The sequence below is a fragment of the Paraburkholderia metrosideri genome (genome assembly GCF_904848625.1).
Classification (GTDB): domain Bacteria; phylum Pseudomonadota; class Gammaproteobacteria; order Burkholderiales; family Burkholderiaceae; genus Paraburkholderia; species Paraburkholderia metrosideri.
The window spans coordinates 96,105-110,700 of sequence record NZ_CAJHCP010000015.1; the positions used below are offsets into that span (position 1 = coordinate 96,105).

The 14,596-nt window shown below is 62.0% G+C and carries 13 protein-coding genes; 5 read left to right on the top strand and 8 right to left on the bottom strand.

Features of this window, described 5'->3' with window-relative positions; translation table 11 throughout:
* Nucleotides 1-44 precede the first annotated feature (44 nt).
* Complete coding sequence (locus LMG28727_RS28555) at nt 45-1,580, bottom strand: MDR family MFS transporter (protein ID WP_201645686.1); 1,536 nt, start codon at nt 1,578-1,580, stop codon at nt 45-47.
* A gap of 73 nt (nt 1,581-1,653) precedes the next feature.
* On the opposite strand from LMG28727_RS28555, the gene LMG28727_RS28560 reads away from it, so the two are divergent.
* Nucleotides 1,654-2,442: a TetR/AcrR family transcriptional regulator gene (locus tag LMG28727_RS28560; RefSeq protein WP_201645687.1), complete on the top strand. Its 789-nt coding sequence runs from the start codon at nt 1,654-1,656 to the stop codon at nt 2,440-2,442.
* 123 nt (nt 2,443-2,565) lie between these two features.
* On the opposite strand, the gene LMG28727_RS28565 is transcribed toward LMG28727_RS28560, so the two are convergent.
* A complete protein-coding gene (locus tag LMG28727_RS28565; RefSeq protein ID WP_201645688.1) occupies nt 2,566-3,285 on the bottom strand; it encodes a ribonuclease activity regulator RraA in 720 nt (239 codons plus the stop codon).
* Between the two features lie 588 nt (nt 3,286-3,873).
* On the opposite strand from LMG28727_RS28565, the gene LMG28727_RS28570 reads away from it, so the two are divergent.
* Nucleotides 3,874-4,386, top strand: coding sequence for a response regulator (locus LMG28727_RS28570; RefSeq protein WP_201645689.1), 513 nt, complete (start codon nt 3,874-3,876; stop codon nt 4,384-4,386).
* 246 nt (nt 4,387-4,632) lie between these two features.
* On the opposite strand, the gene LMG28727_RS28575 is transcribed toward LMG28727_RS28570, so the two are convergent.
* Both LMG28727_RS28575 and LMG28727_RS28580 read right to left on the bottom strand, forming a co-directional pair.
* Complete coding sequence (locus LMG28727_RS28575) at nt 4,633-5,223, bottom strand: Fur family transcriptional regulator (protein ID WP_201645690.1); 591 nt, start codon at nt 5,221-5,223, stop codon at nt 4,633-4,635.
* Nucleotides 5,224-5,353: 130 nt separating this feature from the next.
* A complete protein-coding gene (locus LMG28727_RS28580) occupies nt 5,354-5,980 on the bottom strand; it encodes a glutathione S-transferase family protein (RefSeq protein ID WP_201645691.1) in 627 nt (208 codons plus the stop codon).
* Between the two features lie 247 nt (nt 5,981-6,227).
* Between LMG28727_RS28580 and LMG28727_RS28585 the strand changes: the two genes are divergently transcribed.
* Nucleotides 6,228-7,934 carry an ATP-binding domain-containing protein gene (locus tag LMG28727_RS28585; RefSeq protein ID WP_201645692.1) on the top strand — a complete coding sequence of 569 codons (1,707 nt, stop codon included), beginning with the start codon at nt 6,228-6,230 and terminating at the stop codon, nt 7,932-7,934.
* Here the strand turns inward: LMG28727_RS28585 and LMG28727_RS28590 are convergent.
* Complete coding sequence (locus tag LMG28727_RS28590) at nt 7,931-8,878, bottom strand: phosphoribosyltransferase (protein WP_201645693.1); 948 nt, start codon at nt 8,876-8,878, stop codon at nt 7,931-7,933. The two genes, LMG28727_RS28585 and LMG28727_RS28590, sit on opposite strands and share 4 nt — an antisense overlap.
* 330 nt (nt 8,879-9,208) lie before the next feature.
* Between LMG28727_RS28590 and LMG28727_RS28595 the strand changes: the two genes are divergently transcribed.
* Together LMG28727_RS28595 and LMG28727_RS28600 are read left to right on the top strand one after the other, a co-directional pair.
* Nucleotides 9,209-9,769 carry a molybdopterin-dependent oxidoreductase gene (locus LMG28727_RS28595; RefSeq protein ID WP_201645694.1) on the top strand — a complete coding sequence of 187 codons (561 nt, stop codon included), beginning with the start codon at nt 9,209-9,211 and terminating at the stop codon, nt 9,767-9,769.
* Nucleotides 9,739-11,595: an ATP-binding protein gene (locus LMG28727_RS28600; protein ID WP_201645695.1), complete on the top strand. Its 1,857-nt coding sequence runs from the start codon at nt 9,739-9,741 to the stop codon at nt 11,593-11,595. Before LMG28727_RS28595 ends, LMG28727_RS28600 begins: the two co-directional genes overlap by 31 nt.
* Before the next feature lie 178 nt (nt 11,596-11,773).
* Here LMG28727_RS28600 and LMG28727_RS28605 read toward each other — a convergent pair whose 3' ends face one another.
* The 3 genes from LMG28727_RS28605 to LMG28727_RS28615 form a co-directional block, all read right to left on the bottom strand.
* On the bottom strand, nt 11,774-12,628 hold the full coding sequence (locus LMG28727_RS28605) for a helix-turn-helix domain-containing protein (protein WP_201645696.1): 855 nt from the start codon (nt 12,626-12,628) through the stop codon (nt 11,774-11,776).
* 338 nt (nt 12,629-12,966) lie between these two features.
* Nucleotides 12,967-14,310: a type II toxin-antitoxin system HipA family toxin gene (locus LMG28727_RS28610; protein WP_201645697.1), complete on the bottom strand. Its 1,344-nt coding sequence runs from the start codon at nt 14,308-14,310 to the stop codon at nt 12,967-12,969.
* A gap of 2 nt (nt 14,311-14,312) precedes the next feature.
* Nucleotides 14,313-14,567, bottom strand: coding sequence for a helix-turn-helix domain-containing protein (locus LMG28727_RS28615; RefSeq protein ID WP_201645698.1), 255 nt, complete (start codon nt 14,565-14,567; stop codon nt 14,313-14,315).
* Nucleotides 14,568-14,596 lie beyond the last annotated feature (29 nt).

The following is a 14,596-nucleotide window of genomic DNA, read 5'->3' on the forward strand; positions in this document are numbered from 1 at the left end:
TTGCATCAGGTGTCGGTATCAGGCGCGTGTTGAAGTGGCAACGATCAGTGTTTGCGCAACGGATGGTCTTTCAACAGCCATGCAAGGGCAAAGGCGAGCACCACCACGCATGCGGCCGACAGATAGACCGTATGCAACGCACCTGCAAATGCGTGCAGATAGTCGTTCCGCAACGCTTCGGGCAACTGATGGATCGCAGCCGGTCCCAATGCGTGGGGCAATTCGGTGTCGGCCGGGATCAGCTGTTCGAGGCGGCTTGCAAGACCGTTGGAGAACACCGCACCGAACGCGGCCACGCCAATCGAACCGCCGATCGAACGGAACAGGGTTGCGCCCGATGTGGCGACGCCCATGTGTTTGAACTCGACCGTATTCTGCACGGCGAGAATCAGCACCTGCATCACCATGCCGAGACCGCAACCGAGCACGCCCATGTACACGTACATCACATGAATCGGCGTATTGATCTGCAGGCGCGACAGCAACATCATCGCAATCGCAACGAGCAACGTGCCCATGATCGGGAACATACGATACTTGCCAATCTTGCTGATGATGCGGCCGGTCACCATCGACATCACGAACAGGCCGCCCATCATCGGCAGCATTTGCATGCCGGCCTCTGTCGGCGTTGATCCCTTGACGACCTGCAGGTAGAGCGGAATAAACGTGACCGACCCGAACAACGACACGCCGATGATGAAGCCGATCAGACTGCTCAGCAAAAACGTGCGCTGTTTGAAGAGTTCGAGCGGCATGATCGGTTCGACCGCCGTGCGTTCTTCGTGGATGAACCCCCAGATCGCCACGAGCCCCATGCCCAACGTGAACCACAATTGTGGCGACGACCACGGCAGGATCGTGCCGCCCTGGCTCGTGAACAGAATGATGCAGGTCAGCGCGCCGGCGAGAAACGCGGCGCCCATATAGTCGATGGTGTGCTTCACATGGCGAACGTGCGGTTTGAACACCGCGCCGATCACGACGAGCGAAATAATGCCCAGCGGCAGGTTGATGTAGAAAATCCAGCGCCATGTCAGGTGTTCGACCAGAAAGCCGCCGAGTAGCGGGCCGATCACGGTTGCCAAGCCGAATATGCCGCCGAACACGCCCTGGTAGCGGCCACGGTCGGCAGGCGGAATCACGTCGCCGATAGCGGCCATGGTCACGACGAGCAGGCCGCCGCCGCCGAGTCCTTGCAATGCGCGCAACACGATCAGTTGCGTCATGTTCTGTGCAATGCCGCACAACGCCGAGCCAACGAGGAACACGATGATCGCCGTCTGCAACACGATCTTGCGGCCGAACAGGTCGCCGAACTTGCCGTAGAGCGGCACAACGATGGTCGAACTGAGCAGGTAGGCGGTCACCACCCACGACAGATTATTCAGGCCGCCCAGTTCGCCGACGATGGTCGGCAGCGCGGTCGAGACGATCGTCTGGTCGAGCGCCGCGAGCAGCATGACGAGTAACAGCGCCGGAAACAGCAGGCGGATTGGCGGATGGTCGGCGGCTGGCGCAGAGGTCCGGTTATCCGGCTGCGACGGCTCGGCGGGGTGAGTCATAGTCGGTTGTTCCATGGCAGGGGCGTTGAAATTAATTAATTTAGAGATTAATATATGCGACATCGCTTCACTCGTCAAATTGAATGCAATGGCAAGAATTCCGTCGGATGAACCAGAGGTGGGAAGAGCGGTGGTCGATGCCGCCGCGGTGAGCCCGCGGCGAGCGGCCAGACAGGTCGTCAAGACTTCGTCCGGCGATATCACGAATGCCGCTGCGGATTCCATTGCCGCGCCCGCGCGGCGCCCCGGCAGACCGACGGGAACCGCGCGCGGTCCGGAACAGCGCGCGCGTCTGCTCGATGCGGCACTTGCGCTGTTCGCCCGTAAAGGCATTGTCGATACCACGCTCGGCGAGATTGCCCGCGAGGCCGGTTTCACGCCGGCGATGATGCATTACTACTTCAATTCGCGTGACCAGCTACTCGATGTATTGATCGACGAGCGCTTTGCTCCGTTGCGCGCGAGCCTTGGCATGCCGTTTCAGGAAAATCCCGACGATCCGGTTGCCGCGATTACGCAACTGACCCGGCAACTGGTGCGGGCGGCGAGCGATCATCCGTGGTTTCCGTCGCTGTGGGTGCGCGAGGTCATCAGTGACGGCGGCCTGTTGCGTCAACGGATGCATGAGCGGTTTGGCAATGAGCATCAGAAGGCGTCACTGCTTGCCATAGCGCGCTGGCAGAAGGAGGGGCGACTGAACGCCGCGCTGGAGCCCGCGCTGGTGTTCGTCACGTTGCTGGGGCTGACCATTTTGCCGCTGGCTACGTCGAAGTTATGGGGTAACGACCCGTTGCGGCGTGATATTGGCGGCGACGAGATCGCGCGGCATGCGGTGGCGTTGCTGGTGCAGGGAATCGGACCGCAGAAGGTGGATTGATTGGCCAGCAACTGCGCATTCAATGCACAGTGAAGCTCGAATGACCCGCCCCACCTTTACTGCGACAACAGGCGCGATCCGATAGCACGACGCACCCTCCTCGTCGAGCCTCGCCAATCTATCTCACGCTTTCTGCTGTTTTTTCCATTCCTCGAAAGCGGCCTTGGTCTTTTCGTTTGGCGGATAAGTCCCTGGCAACGCGGCGCCGTCACGAATCAAGCCGGTCAGAAACGCCTCGAGATGTTCCTGTTCGGCTGCGGCTTGCGCGACATCGGCAGCCATTTTGAGCGGCAGCACGACCACGCCGTCCGCGTCGCCGACGATGATGTCGCCGGGAAACACCGCCACTCCGCCACAGCCGATCGGTACGTTGATATCCACCGCGTGGTGGCGAATCAGATTGGGCGGCGCGCTGGCGCCCGCGCAGAACACCGGCATGCCGAGTGCGGCGATCGTCGTGCTATCGCGGACCGGGCCGTCGGACACCATCCCTGCCACACCGCGCACCTGCAAACGTTGCGACAGTATCGAGCCGAACGACGCGCTTCCGCGTTCGCCGCGGCAATCCTGCACGAGCACATGACCGGCCGGAATGGTTTCCACACATTTGCGCTGCGCGTAGTCGGGATCCGCGAATAATTCCAGCACGTCGATGTCTTCACGCGACGGGATGTTGCGCAACGTGAACGCGGGGCCGACCAGATTGGGTCCGCTGTGCGACAACAGCGGGGCGACGCCTTGCATGAACGTATTGCGCAAGCCGCGCTTGAATAACTGCGTGGTCAGCGTGGCGGTGCTGACATGACGGAGTGCTTCGAGCGTCGCGTGATCGAGATCGGACATAACAGTGGGTGCCTCGGTTTGAGAGTGGCCAACGGCTGCGGTTCGGTGCGGTGCGGTCAGGGCGGCTCAGCCGCTACCGCCAGGCGTTCACGATGATAGCGCTGCTGCGCAGAATGCGGTCCGCGCGGAAGGGCGGTCTTGTTGTTTGCAAATCGCGAACCGCACCCGCAAACCGCAAACCGCAAACCGCAAACCGCAAACCGCAAACCGCAAACCGCAAACCGCAAACCGCAAACCGCAAACCGCAAACCGCAAACCGCAAACCGCAAACCGCAAACCGTCGCGGCACGCCACGTGCTACTCAATGCACCAGACGTGAGCGCCTCGCAGTATGAATCACCCTCGGCGCCGCAAAGAACACGAATGTCAGAAAAGACGCCAGACGGGAAGTGCCGTGCGATTGGGGTTTGCACGAGCCGCATGGCGAATCGGGTGTCGGCATCGGTCTGGCAAAGCCAGGGCGCCGAAGGCCGCTTTTTCATCGACGCGCAATTTTGGCGCGTTAGGGTGCGCACGCGTTGCATCCGGGCTGTGTTTTACAATCTTGGGCCTGGCCTGCAACTCGGTGCTTGAAATCGAGTCGGAACCATGAACAGCAATACCGTAACCGCGCAAAATGGCGGCAAGCAGCAGAACGAAACGTTGGCCGCGTCTGACGGCCTAACCGGATTTTTAGAGCAACAACAGAAAATGAACGGAGCATTGAGACTCGATCAGGCCACGATCGTGCTCGTAGAAGACGACCCGGATAGCCGGGAATCGCTGACCTTGTTACTCGAGGCAGAAGGCGCCAACGTCTGCGCCGTGGCGGATGCCGAGGAGGGCGTCGAAGCGGCGCTGCGCCTGTTACCCGACGCGGTGGTGTGCGACCTCGATCTGCCGGCCATGGATGGCTTCTATCTGATCCAGCGTCTGCGCGACCATGAAATACGCAGTGATCATTCGCCATCGGTCGCGGTGGCGCTCACGGGCCATACCGACGATGCTTACCGATTACGCAGTATCGGTGAAGGTTTCCAGCATTTCATGACGAAACCCGCGTTGCCGGAAGACCTCGTGACGCTGCTTCACGATGCCATCGACGCCCGCGCAGCGGGTTGACGCGTCGGCCAACGCGTTGATATTGGTTGGCGCTGCGTGGGTTGTCGCAGATAAGTTGCAGATCGATGCGGGTCACGCACGGTCTGGCCACATCTATGCGTCTGCGGGCCGTCTGGCTATGAATGGCTATGAATGGCTATGAATGGCTAACAAAAGCGGCTGGGCAAGCTCAGCCTCGCGGCCTATACGCGGCTCGAGCGTTGCCCGATGCATTGACCTGATGCAAAGGCGTATCAGGCAACGTTTCTACTTGGCCACCGCCACAGGCGCCGCTGCGCCCGCGCCACTGGCTGCCGCTTCCGCGGCCTGACACGCCGCGCACAATCCTTTCAATTCAATTTCATCGCTCGCGAGGCGGTAGCCTGCGTCTTCGATTTGCGCGACGAGTGCCTGCCGCAGTTTCGGCTGATGGAGTTCGGTGACGCTGCCGCATTGCTGGCACACCACGAGGATGCCGTGCTGACATTGCGTCAGGTCGTGGCAGACCGTGAACGCGTTGATCGATTCGATCCGATGAACCAGTCCCGCCGACAACAGGAAGTCGAGTGCCCGATACACGGTGGGCGGCGCCGACCCCGGGTGAATCTGGCGCATCTCGTCGAGTAACGAATACGCTTTGGTTGCGCGGCCTGAATTCAGCAACAATTCGAGCACTTTGCGACGGATTGGCGTGAGTTTTTCACCGCGCTCGCGGCAATATTCGTCCGCGAGGGTCAGCGCGGCTTCTTGTGAATCGCCTTGCGTGTGCGCCAGCTCGCGATGCTCATGATCATGACCGTGAGCGGAATTGGCAGAGGTGGCTTTGTGGGCGGTTGCGGCGGACTTGGCGGTCTTCATGGGTCGATTATAAAGGCCCGCGCGTGTTGCTGTCCCCGCGCAAAATTGGCCGTTGTCATGGCAGGCTGAACAGGAGGCACAAGGCGGCCCGCCCCTGCTGTGCAAAGCACAGCAAAGCCGCCCCGGCGTCTCAGGTCAACGGAAAGTCGACGTACTTCTTGAATCCCGAGCGTGTCGCGATCCGCGAATACCAGCGCTCCAGATTCGGCAGCGGCGGACGTTCCAACCCATCCAGTCCGAACCAGCGCTTCGCGTAGGCGCCAATCACGATATCGGCCAGCGTGAAGGTTTCGCCCTCAAGGAAGAAGCGTCCTTGCAGATGCGTGTCGAGCATGTGCCACAACACGCTGACCGCATTGAAATCGGTGGCAAGCTTTGCCGCATCCCGCTGCGCGGCCGGGGTGCGCACCACCGCCCAGAACACCGGACGCTCAGCAGGTTGCAGCGTGGACAGCGTCCAGTCCAGCCAGCGGTCGATGCTGGCTCGCTGTTTCGGTTCGGCCGGGTACAGCAGACTCGATTCGTCGTATTGCAGCACCAAGTAGCGCAGGATCGAGTTGGATTCCCACAGCACGAAGTCGTCGTCGACCAGCGTCGGAATCTTGCCGGTCGGGTTTATCGCGAGGTACTCGGGCTCATTGTTGCGGCCGAATTGCAGGCCGGCGTCGATGCGGTTGTAGGGCAGCACCAGTTCGTCGCAGCACCACAAAACTTTCTGAACATTGACGGAATTGGCACGCCCCCAAATCGTAATCATCCGGTAAATCCTTTGTTATTACAGTTGGCAAGCCGCACCCTGCGCGCGGCGTTCAACCAGTAACGATACACGATGCGCACGGCTTTGCCCGCTGCAGAGCGGCAATCCACGCGGGTTGCGGTGCCCGATCATCGCCACGAGGCGCGTGGATCGCGAGCCCCAGATCCGCCCGCTCCACACCCAGGAAACGCCTGGGCGTTGCGTACAATGAGCGCACCCGATCAAGACGATAAGACGAGGCAACCGCATGGCCCGCATTGTCCCCGACGACTGGAAGAGCCTCGCCGCCACCGGCGCGGCGTCCCGCGAACGCGAAACCCTCGCGTTGCTGGAAGAAGCGCTTCCCGCTGACTACACGGTCTACCACGGCGTCCACTGGACGCGCCTGAACCAGAACTTCTCGGTGTTCGGCGAGGCCGATTTCGTGGTCGTCAGCCTGGCCGGCCGCGTGATGATCGTCGAGCAGAAAACTGGTTTTCTGCGCGAAACGCCGAAGGGACTCGTCAAGGTCTACCTGCAGACCGAGCGCAATGTGGCGATCGCGCTCGCGCATACCGTCGAAGGTTTGCATCGGCGCTTTACCGCGGCATTCGGCGCGGGCACCTATTTCATCGAAGAACTGCTGTATTGCCCGGATCACATCGTGAAGGATGCGGCGATCGCAGGCGTGAACCCAGCGCGCATCGTCGATGCAACGCGTAAAGAGCGGCTCGCGCAGATTATTCGTGAAGCGTTGCCGGAAGAGGAACCGCGTCTTGCCTGCGCGTCGAAAATCCATCATTTCCTCGCCGACGAACTCGCGCTCACGCCGGACGCGAGCGCACTGGTCGGTCAGGCGGGCACGCTGGTCACGCGCCTCGCGGGCGGTCTGGCAACGTGGGCACGGCGGCTCGAATTCTCGCCGTTCCGCTTGCGGGTAATCGGCACGGCGGGCTCCGGCAAGACGCAACTGGCCGTGCAGGTGATGAAGGACGCGGTGGCGCGCGGCCAGCGTCCTCTCTATGTGTGTTTTAACCGGCCGCTGGCGGACCACATCGCGCGGGTCGCGCCGCCTGAGGCAAAGGTCGCGAACTACCACCAGCTATGCGACTGGGTGGCGCGCGACGCAGGCCGCGAACCCGATTTCCAGTCCAGTCAGGTATTCGATCAACTGGAAACGCTGTTTGCGGACACGCCAATCGGGCCGCGCTGGCAATTCGACGTGCTGATCGTCGACGAAGGTCAGGATTTTCAGCAGCCATGGGTCGCGGCGCTCGAACGTCTGTTGCGGCCGGGCGCCGCGTGGTGGTGGCTCGAAGACCCGTTGCAGAATCTCTATATGCGCGAACCGGTGGCGCTGCCGGGCTGGACCACGCTGAAGGAGACCACCAACTATCGCAGTCCGCGCGACATCCTGGACTACGTGCGCGAGGTGGTCGGCGCGTCGGTGCCGGTTGCTGCGGCGCTGGTGTCGGGCAGTCCGTTCGACGGCTCGGATATTTCGCTATCCGTGTACGACGAAACGAAACACGCTGCCGATACCTGTATCGACGCCACCAAGCGCGCGATCACCCAGGCGCTGTCGCTCGGTTTTCGCAAGCAGGACATTGTGGTGCTGTCGTTTCGCGGCCGCGAAGGCTCGGTGATGACGGCGCTCGATCATCTTGGGCCGCATCGGCTGCGCAGTTTTACCGGCAAGTACGATCTGTTCGGCAACCCGGAATACCGCGAAGGCGACGTGCTGTTCGAGTCGATTTATCGCTTCAAGGGACAAGCGGCGCCGTGCGTCATTTTCACCGAGGTCGATTTCGACTCATTCGATGAGCGGATCGCGCGCAAGCTGTTGGTCGGCGCGACGCGGGCGACGCTGAAGCTGATTGTCGTGGCGTCGCAGCGGGCGGCGCGACATCTGCATTTGCGCGACGCGAAGGAGATCAGGGAGATCAAGCCAGAGAGGGAGGGCCAGGGCATTTAGCCCCACGCCCGCGCGCCCACCAGCATCCCCGTCTGCGTGATCGCGTCCCACCAGATGACCCGAAGCAAAGGCGCCTGCTGTGCGATCAGCAGCGCCTGCACCGGATCGCTTTCGACGAAATGCGTGACGCCCCCTCGTAACGCAGCGCTCGCCTTGTGAGCCGCCGCGCCGGCTGAACTTTCGTCGTGAGCCGCGGGTGTGCGCATCACCAGTTGCAGATGATCGAAGCCATGCCGCACCAACCACGCCTGGGTGCGCGCCCGATCCATTTCCGGCCGCCCGGTGATGATCATGCGAACCGTTTTCAGATCGATGTCCGGCAATTCGTCAAACGGCAAGAGTGCGTCGCGTTCGGCGAGCGCGGCGGCCAGATCTTCGTCGTAGCGCGCGAGCGGCACATCGGGCAACAGGATGCCGTCGAGGTCGATCGCATACGTCGCGTATTCGTGATCGTCGGCCATCGCCCTCGTGGCGCCTGCCTCGACGCGCTCCCAGTCGTCGCGATACCGCTCGGTGTAGGCCTGGCGCTCCCACGGAAACAACGCGAAGTAGCCGCGTGCGTCGATCGCATAGTCGGGTTGCGTGCGGCTCAGGTCGTCCACGGCGCCGGTCAGCGTTCTGACATCGAGCCCATGTTGCTGAAGAAACGCGATGCAATCGGTCAATGTGAAACCGCGCCCCGCAATGTCCTCGCACAACAGTACTTTCGAGCCCGTGGGTGGCATCGGCAGAGTCGAATCCCATGCGACCGTGCGCGTCTGGCGGTCGTAGCGCAGAAAGGCCACCGGCGTGCCGACCGCGTGCGACACCATCAGCGCGAGCGGCGCGCCGCCACGCAGAATGCCGAGCGCCAGCGTGAAGCCCTCGGCAAGCAGCGCGGGTTGCAGCGATTCAATCCAGTGATCGAGTTGTTCGTACGTGAGAGGCAAAACCGGCTTGTTCATGACTGGTATCGCGTCGCGAGGTCCGTGTGAGGCAGGTGTCAGTGAGGCGGGAACGGCGCGCAGTCGACCGCCGCTTTTGAGACCAGGAATTTTGGCGATATTATGCATGCGGTTCAAAGATCGCGCGTCGGGGGGATGCGCATCACTTGTCGAGGCGCTTCGCGAGAGGGCCGCCTTGGCCGGGCAGAGAACGCAGATGAACCAGGATCGATGGGCAAAGGGCGAAAGCCGGCAGAAAGACGACCCGCTGACCAGGCCCTGCAGCGGCCGGTATGGTCCGCGTTTGCACCAGAGCGTCCGCCGTAAAACAGGTAAGGAATAAAAGAGCACATGACCAGGTTGATCAAATTGTTGACGCGGCTGCGGGCCGGGAATAACGCGTACCGCGCTCACGCTGGCGCACGCTGGGCCGTTGGGCTGATCTTCGCGCTATCGGCATGGGGCGCGCAGGCCCAGGCGGAAACGCCGCCGCTGTCGCTCGACGTGCAAGGCAAGATCAGCAAGACCAACGACGCGTCACACCGGTCCTACCACTTCGCCGAAGCGCAGTTGCTTGCGCTGCCAGTCCATTCAATTACCACTTCCACCACCTGGACACCGCGTTCCACCTTCACAGGACCGCTGCTCGCGGATATTCTGAAGACGGTCGGCGCCTATGGCTCCGAGATCGAATTCCGCACGCTCGATGACTACACCTACACCGTGCCGGTATCCGACAGCGATCGCTATGGCGTGGTCGTTGCCTACAGCATGAACGGCCAGCGGCTGAAGGTCAGCGACTTCGGGCCGCTATTCCTTATCTACCCGCGCGATGCGTTCCCCGACGAAATCACGGGCGCCTCGGGCGATTCGAAATTCGTATGGCAGATCAAGGCCCTCATCATCAAATAGTGCGCCGTCCGTGGCGCCGGGTGTTCTATGTGCTGATCTGGCTGACCGCGCTCGCGGCGCCGGCCGGCGCTATTGGCTATCTGCTGTACGCAAACCTGCTCAACCCACGCGCCACCGAGCAGTTGACCGGCACCTACGACGGTTTTTACTGGGACGCCGCGCAACTGCAGATCGCCTATGGGCGCTTCGAGAACCAGTTGCTGCTGTATCAGGCGGGCACCGACGACGACTTCCAGCGGCTGATGCTGCGCTATCAACTGCTGCAATCCAAACTCCGTGTGATGGCCGGTTCGACCCAGCGGCTGACCGCACAACTCGCGCTGCTGCAACGGCAGATCGACGAAATTCACCGGCTCGATAATCTGCTGCACAGTCTTCAGCCCGAAGTCGATGCATTGCCGAAAGACCGTAGCCGCGCCAGCCGGATCGTCACGCAATTGCGCGCGCACTGGACCGAAATCAACGATCTCGCGCTGAGCCGCCGTTTCGCCGATGTCGCCGACCGCGAAGCGATGAACCGCGATTTCATCGACAAGCGACGCCTGCTGTTCGTCGGCGGGATGATGCTGTTGCTGCTGTCGGCGGCGGCAACCACGCTGCTGGTGCTCAATGGCCGGCGCCGCACGCGTCTGATGCATCAACAGCACGCGGCGCTCGAAGCCGAACATCAGGCGAGCCGCGCGGCGCGTGAGGCGAGTCTCGCGAAAGACGCGTTTCTCGGCATGATCAGCCACGAACTGCGCACGCCGCTGCATGCGATCGTGTCGTCGATCGAATTGCTCGGCTTTAACTATCACTCCGAGGCCGACCGCAAGGTGATCCAGCGGCTCGAAACGGCGGCGCGGCATCTCGAAGCGCAAATGAAAGACCTCACCGACTACGCGCGCCTGGGCGCCGGCAAGCTCGAACTGCGTCACGAGCACTTTGCGCCGCGCGACCTGCTGGCGTCGATTGTCGATGAACACACGATGTCGGCGGCGGCGCGGGGTCTGCACCTCGAGAGCGAGGCGACCGGCATGCACGGGCTGGTCGATTCCGATCCGCATCGGATCCGGCAGATCGTCAACAACCTCGTCACCAACGCGATCCGCTATACCGAGCGGGGCACGGTGCGGGTGCAATTGCGGCAGCAACCGGCGGTGCTGATTTTCATTGTCAGCGATACCGGGCCGGGGGTGCCGCATGCACAGATTCCGCTGATTTTCCAGGAGTTCACGCAACTGGACTCGTCGCGTACGCGCCGCTTCGAAGGGGCGGGGATGGGACTGACCATCGTGCAGGGACTGGTGAAACTGTTTGGCGGTACGGTCGACGTGGCGAGCACGGTAGGGGAAGGCACGACCTTCACCGTGACGATTCCGGTCATGCCGGTCGCCGCGGTCGAGCCGGCCGATGTCGCGACGCAGGCCGAACCCGGCGGCGCGCGACCGTGCGTGCTGATCGTCGACGACAACCGTCTGATCCGCGAATCGCTCAGCGAAATGATCGCGCACATGGATTTCGACGCGCACGCGGTCGCCACTGCCGACGACGCACTCGCGTGGCTCGACGCGCGCCGCTGCGACGTGGTGCTGCTCGATCTGCATATGCCGGATCGCGACGGCTACACGTTTCTCGCGGACTTTGCCAAACGCGGCGGCCCGTCGGCGGGCGTGCCGGTGATCCTGGTCAGCGCATATGCGCCGGAGGTGGGAACGGCAGCAACGGCGGAAGCGCACGGCGAACAGCCGTTTTTCGATGCACTGCTGAAGCCGGTGCATTACGAGGATTTGCGCAGCGCATTGCAGAGGGCGTTGGCGTCGCGCCATGGTGTGACGCAACCCTGAGGCGAGTGGGAGGCAGGCGTGAAGCCCGGCGACGATGCGAGCGTAGAGCCTGGATGAAGCGGGCGGGACCTACAGGCGCCAGGAGGAAGCGGAATCGGCAATGCGGAAGCGGAGGTGGGCATCAACCTGAGCACACACCTTCAGACGCCATAGCAAACGGCGTATCAGCGGCGGCGGTTCAAGGCCTGTTCAACCGCTTGGACAGATCGGCGACCAGGATCGCCATGCGCGCGGGCTTTTCATAGCACGCAACGTTGAAATTGCGGATCACCTGGCTGATCTCCGATTCGCTGGCCTTGCCGGTCAGCAGTTCACCGGTTAGCACGAAGATCGGCGCGTCCGGGTTCTCCGACGCGCGCACCGCACGAATGGCGGCCGCCGAGGTTTGCGCGCCAAACAGCCAGTCGATCACGACGCCGTCGAACACCTGCGTTTGCAGTTGCTCGGCAAAAGACGCAAGCCCGTAGATCGCCACCGCGGCAAAGCCGCTACGTTCCAGATAGTCGCGCAGGTTGTCGGCGCTGGCCTGATCGTCGTCGACCACGGCAATGGTCGGTTTGTCGGTTTCAGCGCGGCGCGGATAGATCTCGATCTTGTGGACTTCGTACGCGCTCTGATAAAGCGTGCCGTCGTGACGCGCGACGCGCCACTGGCCAAGCCGCGAATACGCGACGAATTCCGGGCGGCTGCCCGCTTCGAGTGCCGCGCCGACCCAGGCGGTGCACGCCAGTTCGGTTGCGCCGATACAGAACACGGCCTCCTGCGCGATGGCGCCGACCATGCCCGGATCGAGCGATTGCGCGCCGAACAGTTGCGCGGCCGGTTCGCCGAATACCTCGGCGACCTTCTTGATTTGCGACAGAGTCCACGGGCTGTTACCGCGCAGTTTGCGGTGTCCCTGTGAAAAACTCAGATCGAGAATCCGGCACAGCTCAGTGGTTTGCTGGCGTTTGCCGATTCCATGCCGGCTCATCAACTCGCGCACGCGCTCGGCGACTGCGATGGCGTCAGGTGAGAGGGTTTCGTTGGTCATACTGCGTGAAAATCCGCCGTCTTAAAGGGTGGTACTGGGGGAAGCAATACAACAGGCGCGGTCCAGCCATGCATATGCAATGCGCATTGACAGGCTAAGCAGGGGACAGCAAATGTACCGTAAAAAGTATCGCGGTTTATGTTTTTGCTGACTTGACGGCAAGCCTGGCCTTGCAACACGCATAAGGGACCAATCCGGCATTTTTATGTATTTGGCATCAAGGGTATTTTACCGATGAACAGTGTCTAATCCGTAAACAATATGTCGGACGAACGTGCTGTGCCGAATGTTTGACACGTCAAAATGCACTGTGTCTGCTTGATCCGGAGTCATTCCGCTTAATCCGGCGGCATTTTTTCGAGTTTGGCCACTGAGCTTTTCAACCCTTTGAAAATTCGCTCGGCGACACGGGCCGGAAACCGCTCGGGTAATGCCGCCGACACCCGCCCGATTACCTCGGGCGTGTGCTCGATCAGCCGCTGGATAAGGGGTTCCGCGCTCGCGCCGTACGAACATTTCAACGCCATCGTGTTGAAATGGCGCCGCTGCACGTCGCGAAAAGCGTCGTGTTTGCTGCGCGACCACATGCCCATCGCAAGCCGGGCCTTGAACCATGACCACTGGTTGGGACCGCTGCCTTCCACGGGCCAGATCGACATCACGTCGTAGAGTGGCGTCAGCCGGTATTGACCGCCTGCCAGCAGGCGGATGCTGAAATTTTTGGCATGCCCGTCCGGTGCGGCCAGCATCCAGAACAGAATCTGGCTGGCCAGCAGCGTTTCGATATCCTGCGGGGCCGTGACCGATTGCTGGAGAATGCGCGCCAGGTCGAGCACGCCCGGACCGCCTTCGTTCTCGTATTTGCGATGCGAGGGCACCCCGTACACCTGACAGAAGTCCTCCTGCGGCAGACGCAGCAGCCATTGGCCGCTCGAATGCATCTGCCGGTCGAAGCGTTCGACGCTCAACACGCGCTGCTTGCCGAATGTGATGATTTCCGTATTCGCGACCGGCAGGCCATACGCGCGCAGAATCTGCAGACACAGCCATTCGTTTTCCACCGACGTAGTGAGATCGGCGAGCTTGTTGCCGACCAGTCCCAGCGGCAGCTTGAAGATATGCGTGGTGGGCGTGGCGCCGTGCGGGCGCTGCCATTTACCGTCGTGCCACAGCAGCGCGGTTTTTTCCTGCGCGCCGGCCAGCGAGATGCGGAAATCGTCGTCCTGCTGATCGCGGAAGCCGGGCGCCGGATTGCTGACCGTGCGCGCCAGCATTGCTTCGATCTCGCTGTCGGTCAAAGGCGTTCCTTCGATCCGCTCGACACCCTCCGGCGCGTCGCCTTCGGGCAAGAGCTGGACGGCGCCCACGCAATCGCGGCCGATGGCTTGCAGCAGGTCGAATGCGTCGAGCGTATCGGTCTGATAGCGCTGCGCGATGCGCTTGCGAATCGCTTCGCTGTCGGGCAGCAGGTTGTCGAAGTAGTTCAGCACCCGTGGGCCTTTATGCGCCATGTTGCCCGGGGTGAACGGCAGTGACAGCGAAAGCGGACGACCTGCCGCGGATTCGACCCATGCGGTGTCGTACGCGAATTCCATCGGGCCGCGCGTGGGCAGACGCCAGACGCCGACGCGCTCGCCATTGGCCCACACCGACAGCGCCTGAGAATGGGTAGGACGGCCCATGCTCACCACTCGATCAGCGGCGTGGGGTCGGGCACCGGCTGATTCTTGTCGCGCATCTGCAATTGCAGGCCGTAAATGCCCGACAGCGCCAGCAGTTGGGTGACCGTGAGGGCGCCAGCGTCGGTTTCCAGCGCTGAAATGCGGCTCTGGCTGACGCCGATGCGGGCGGCGGCGTCGGCCTGAGTGAGACCGGCTTGCCGCCGGCTCGCGACGAGTAACTGGGCGATCTGATCGGGCGTGGCGATGAGATGGAGCATGACGATTATCCGTGAGACGAATAAATGTA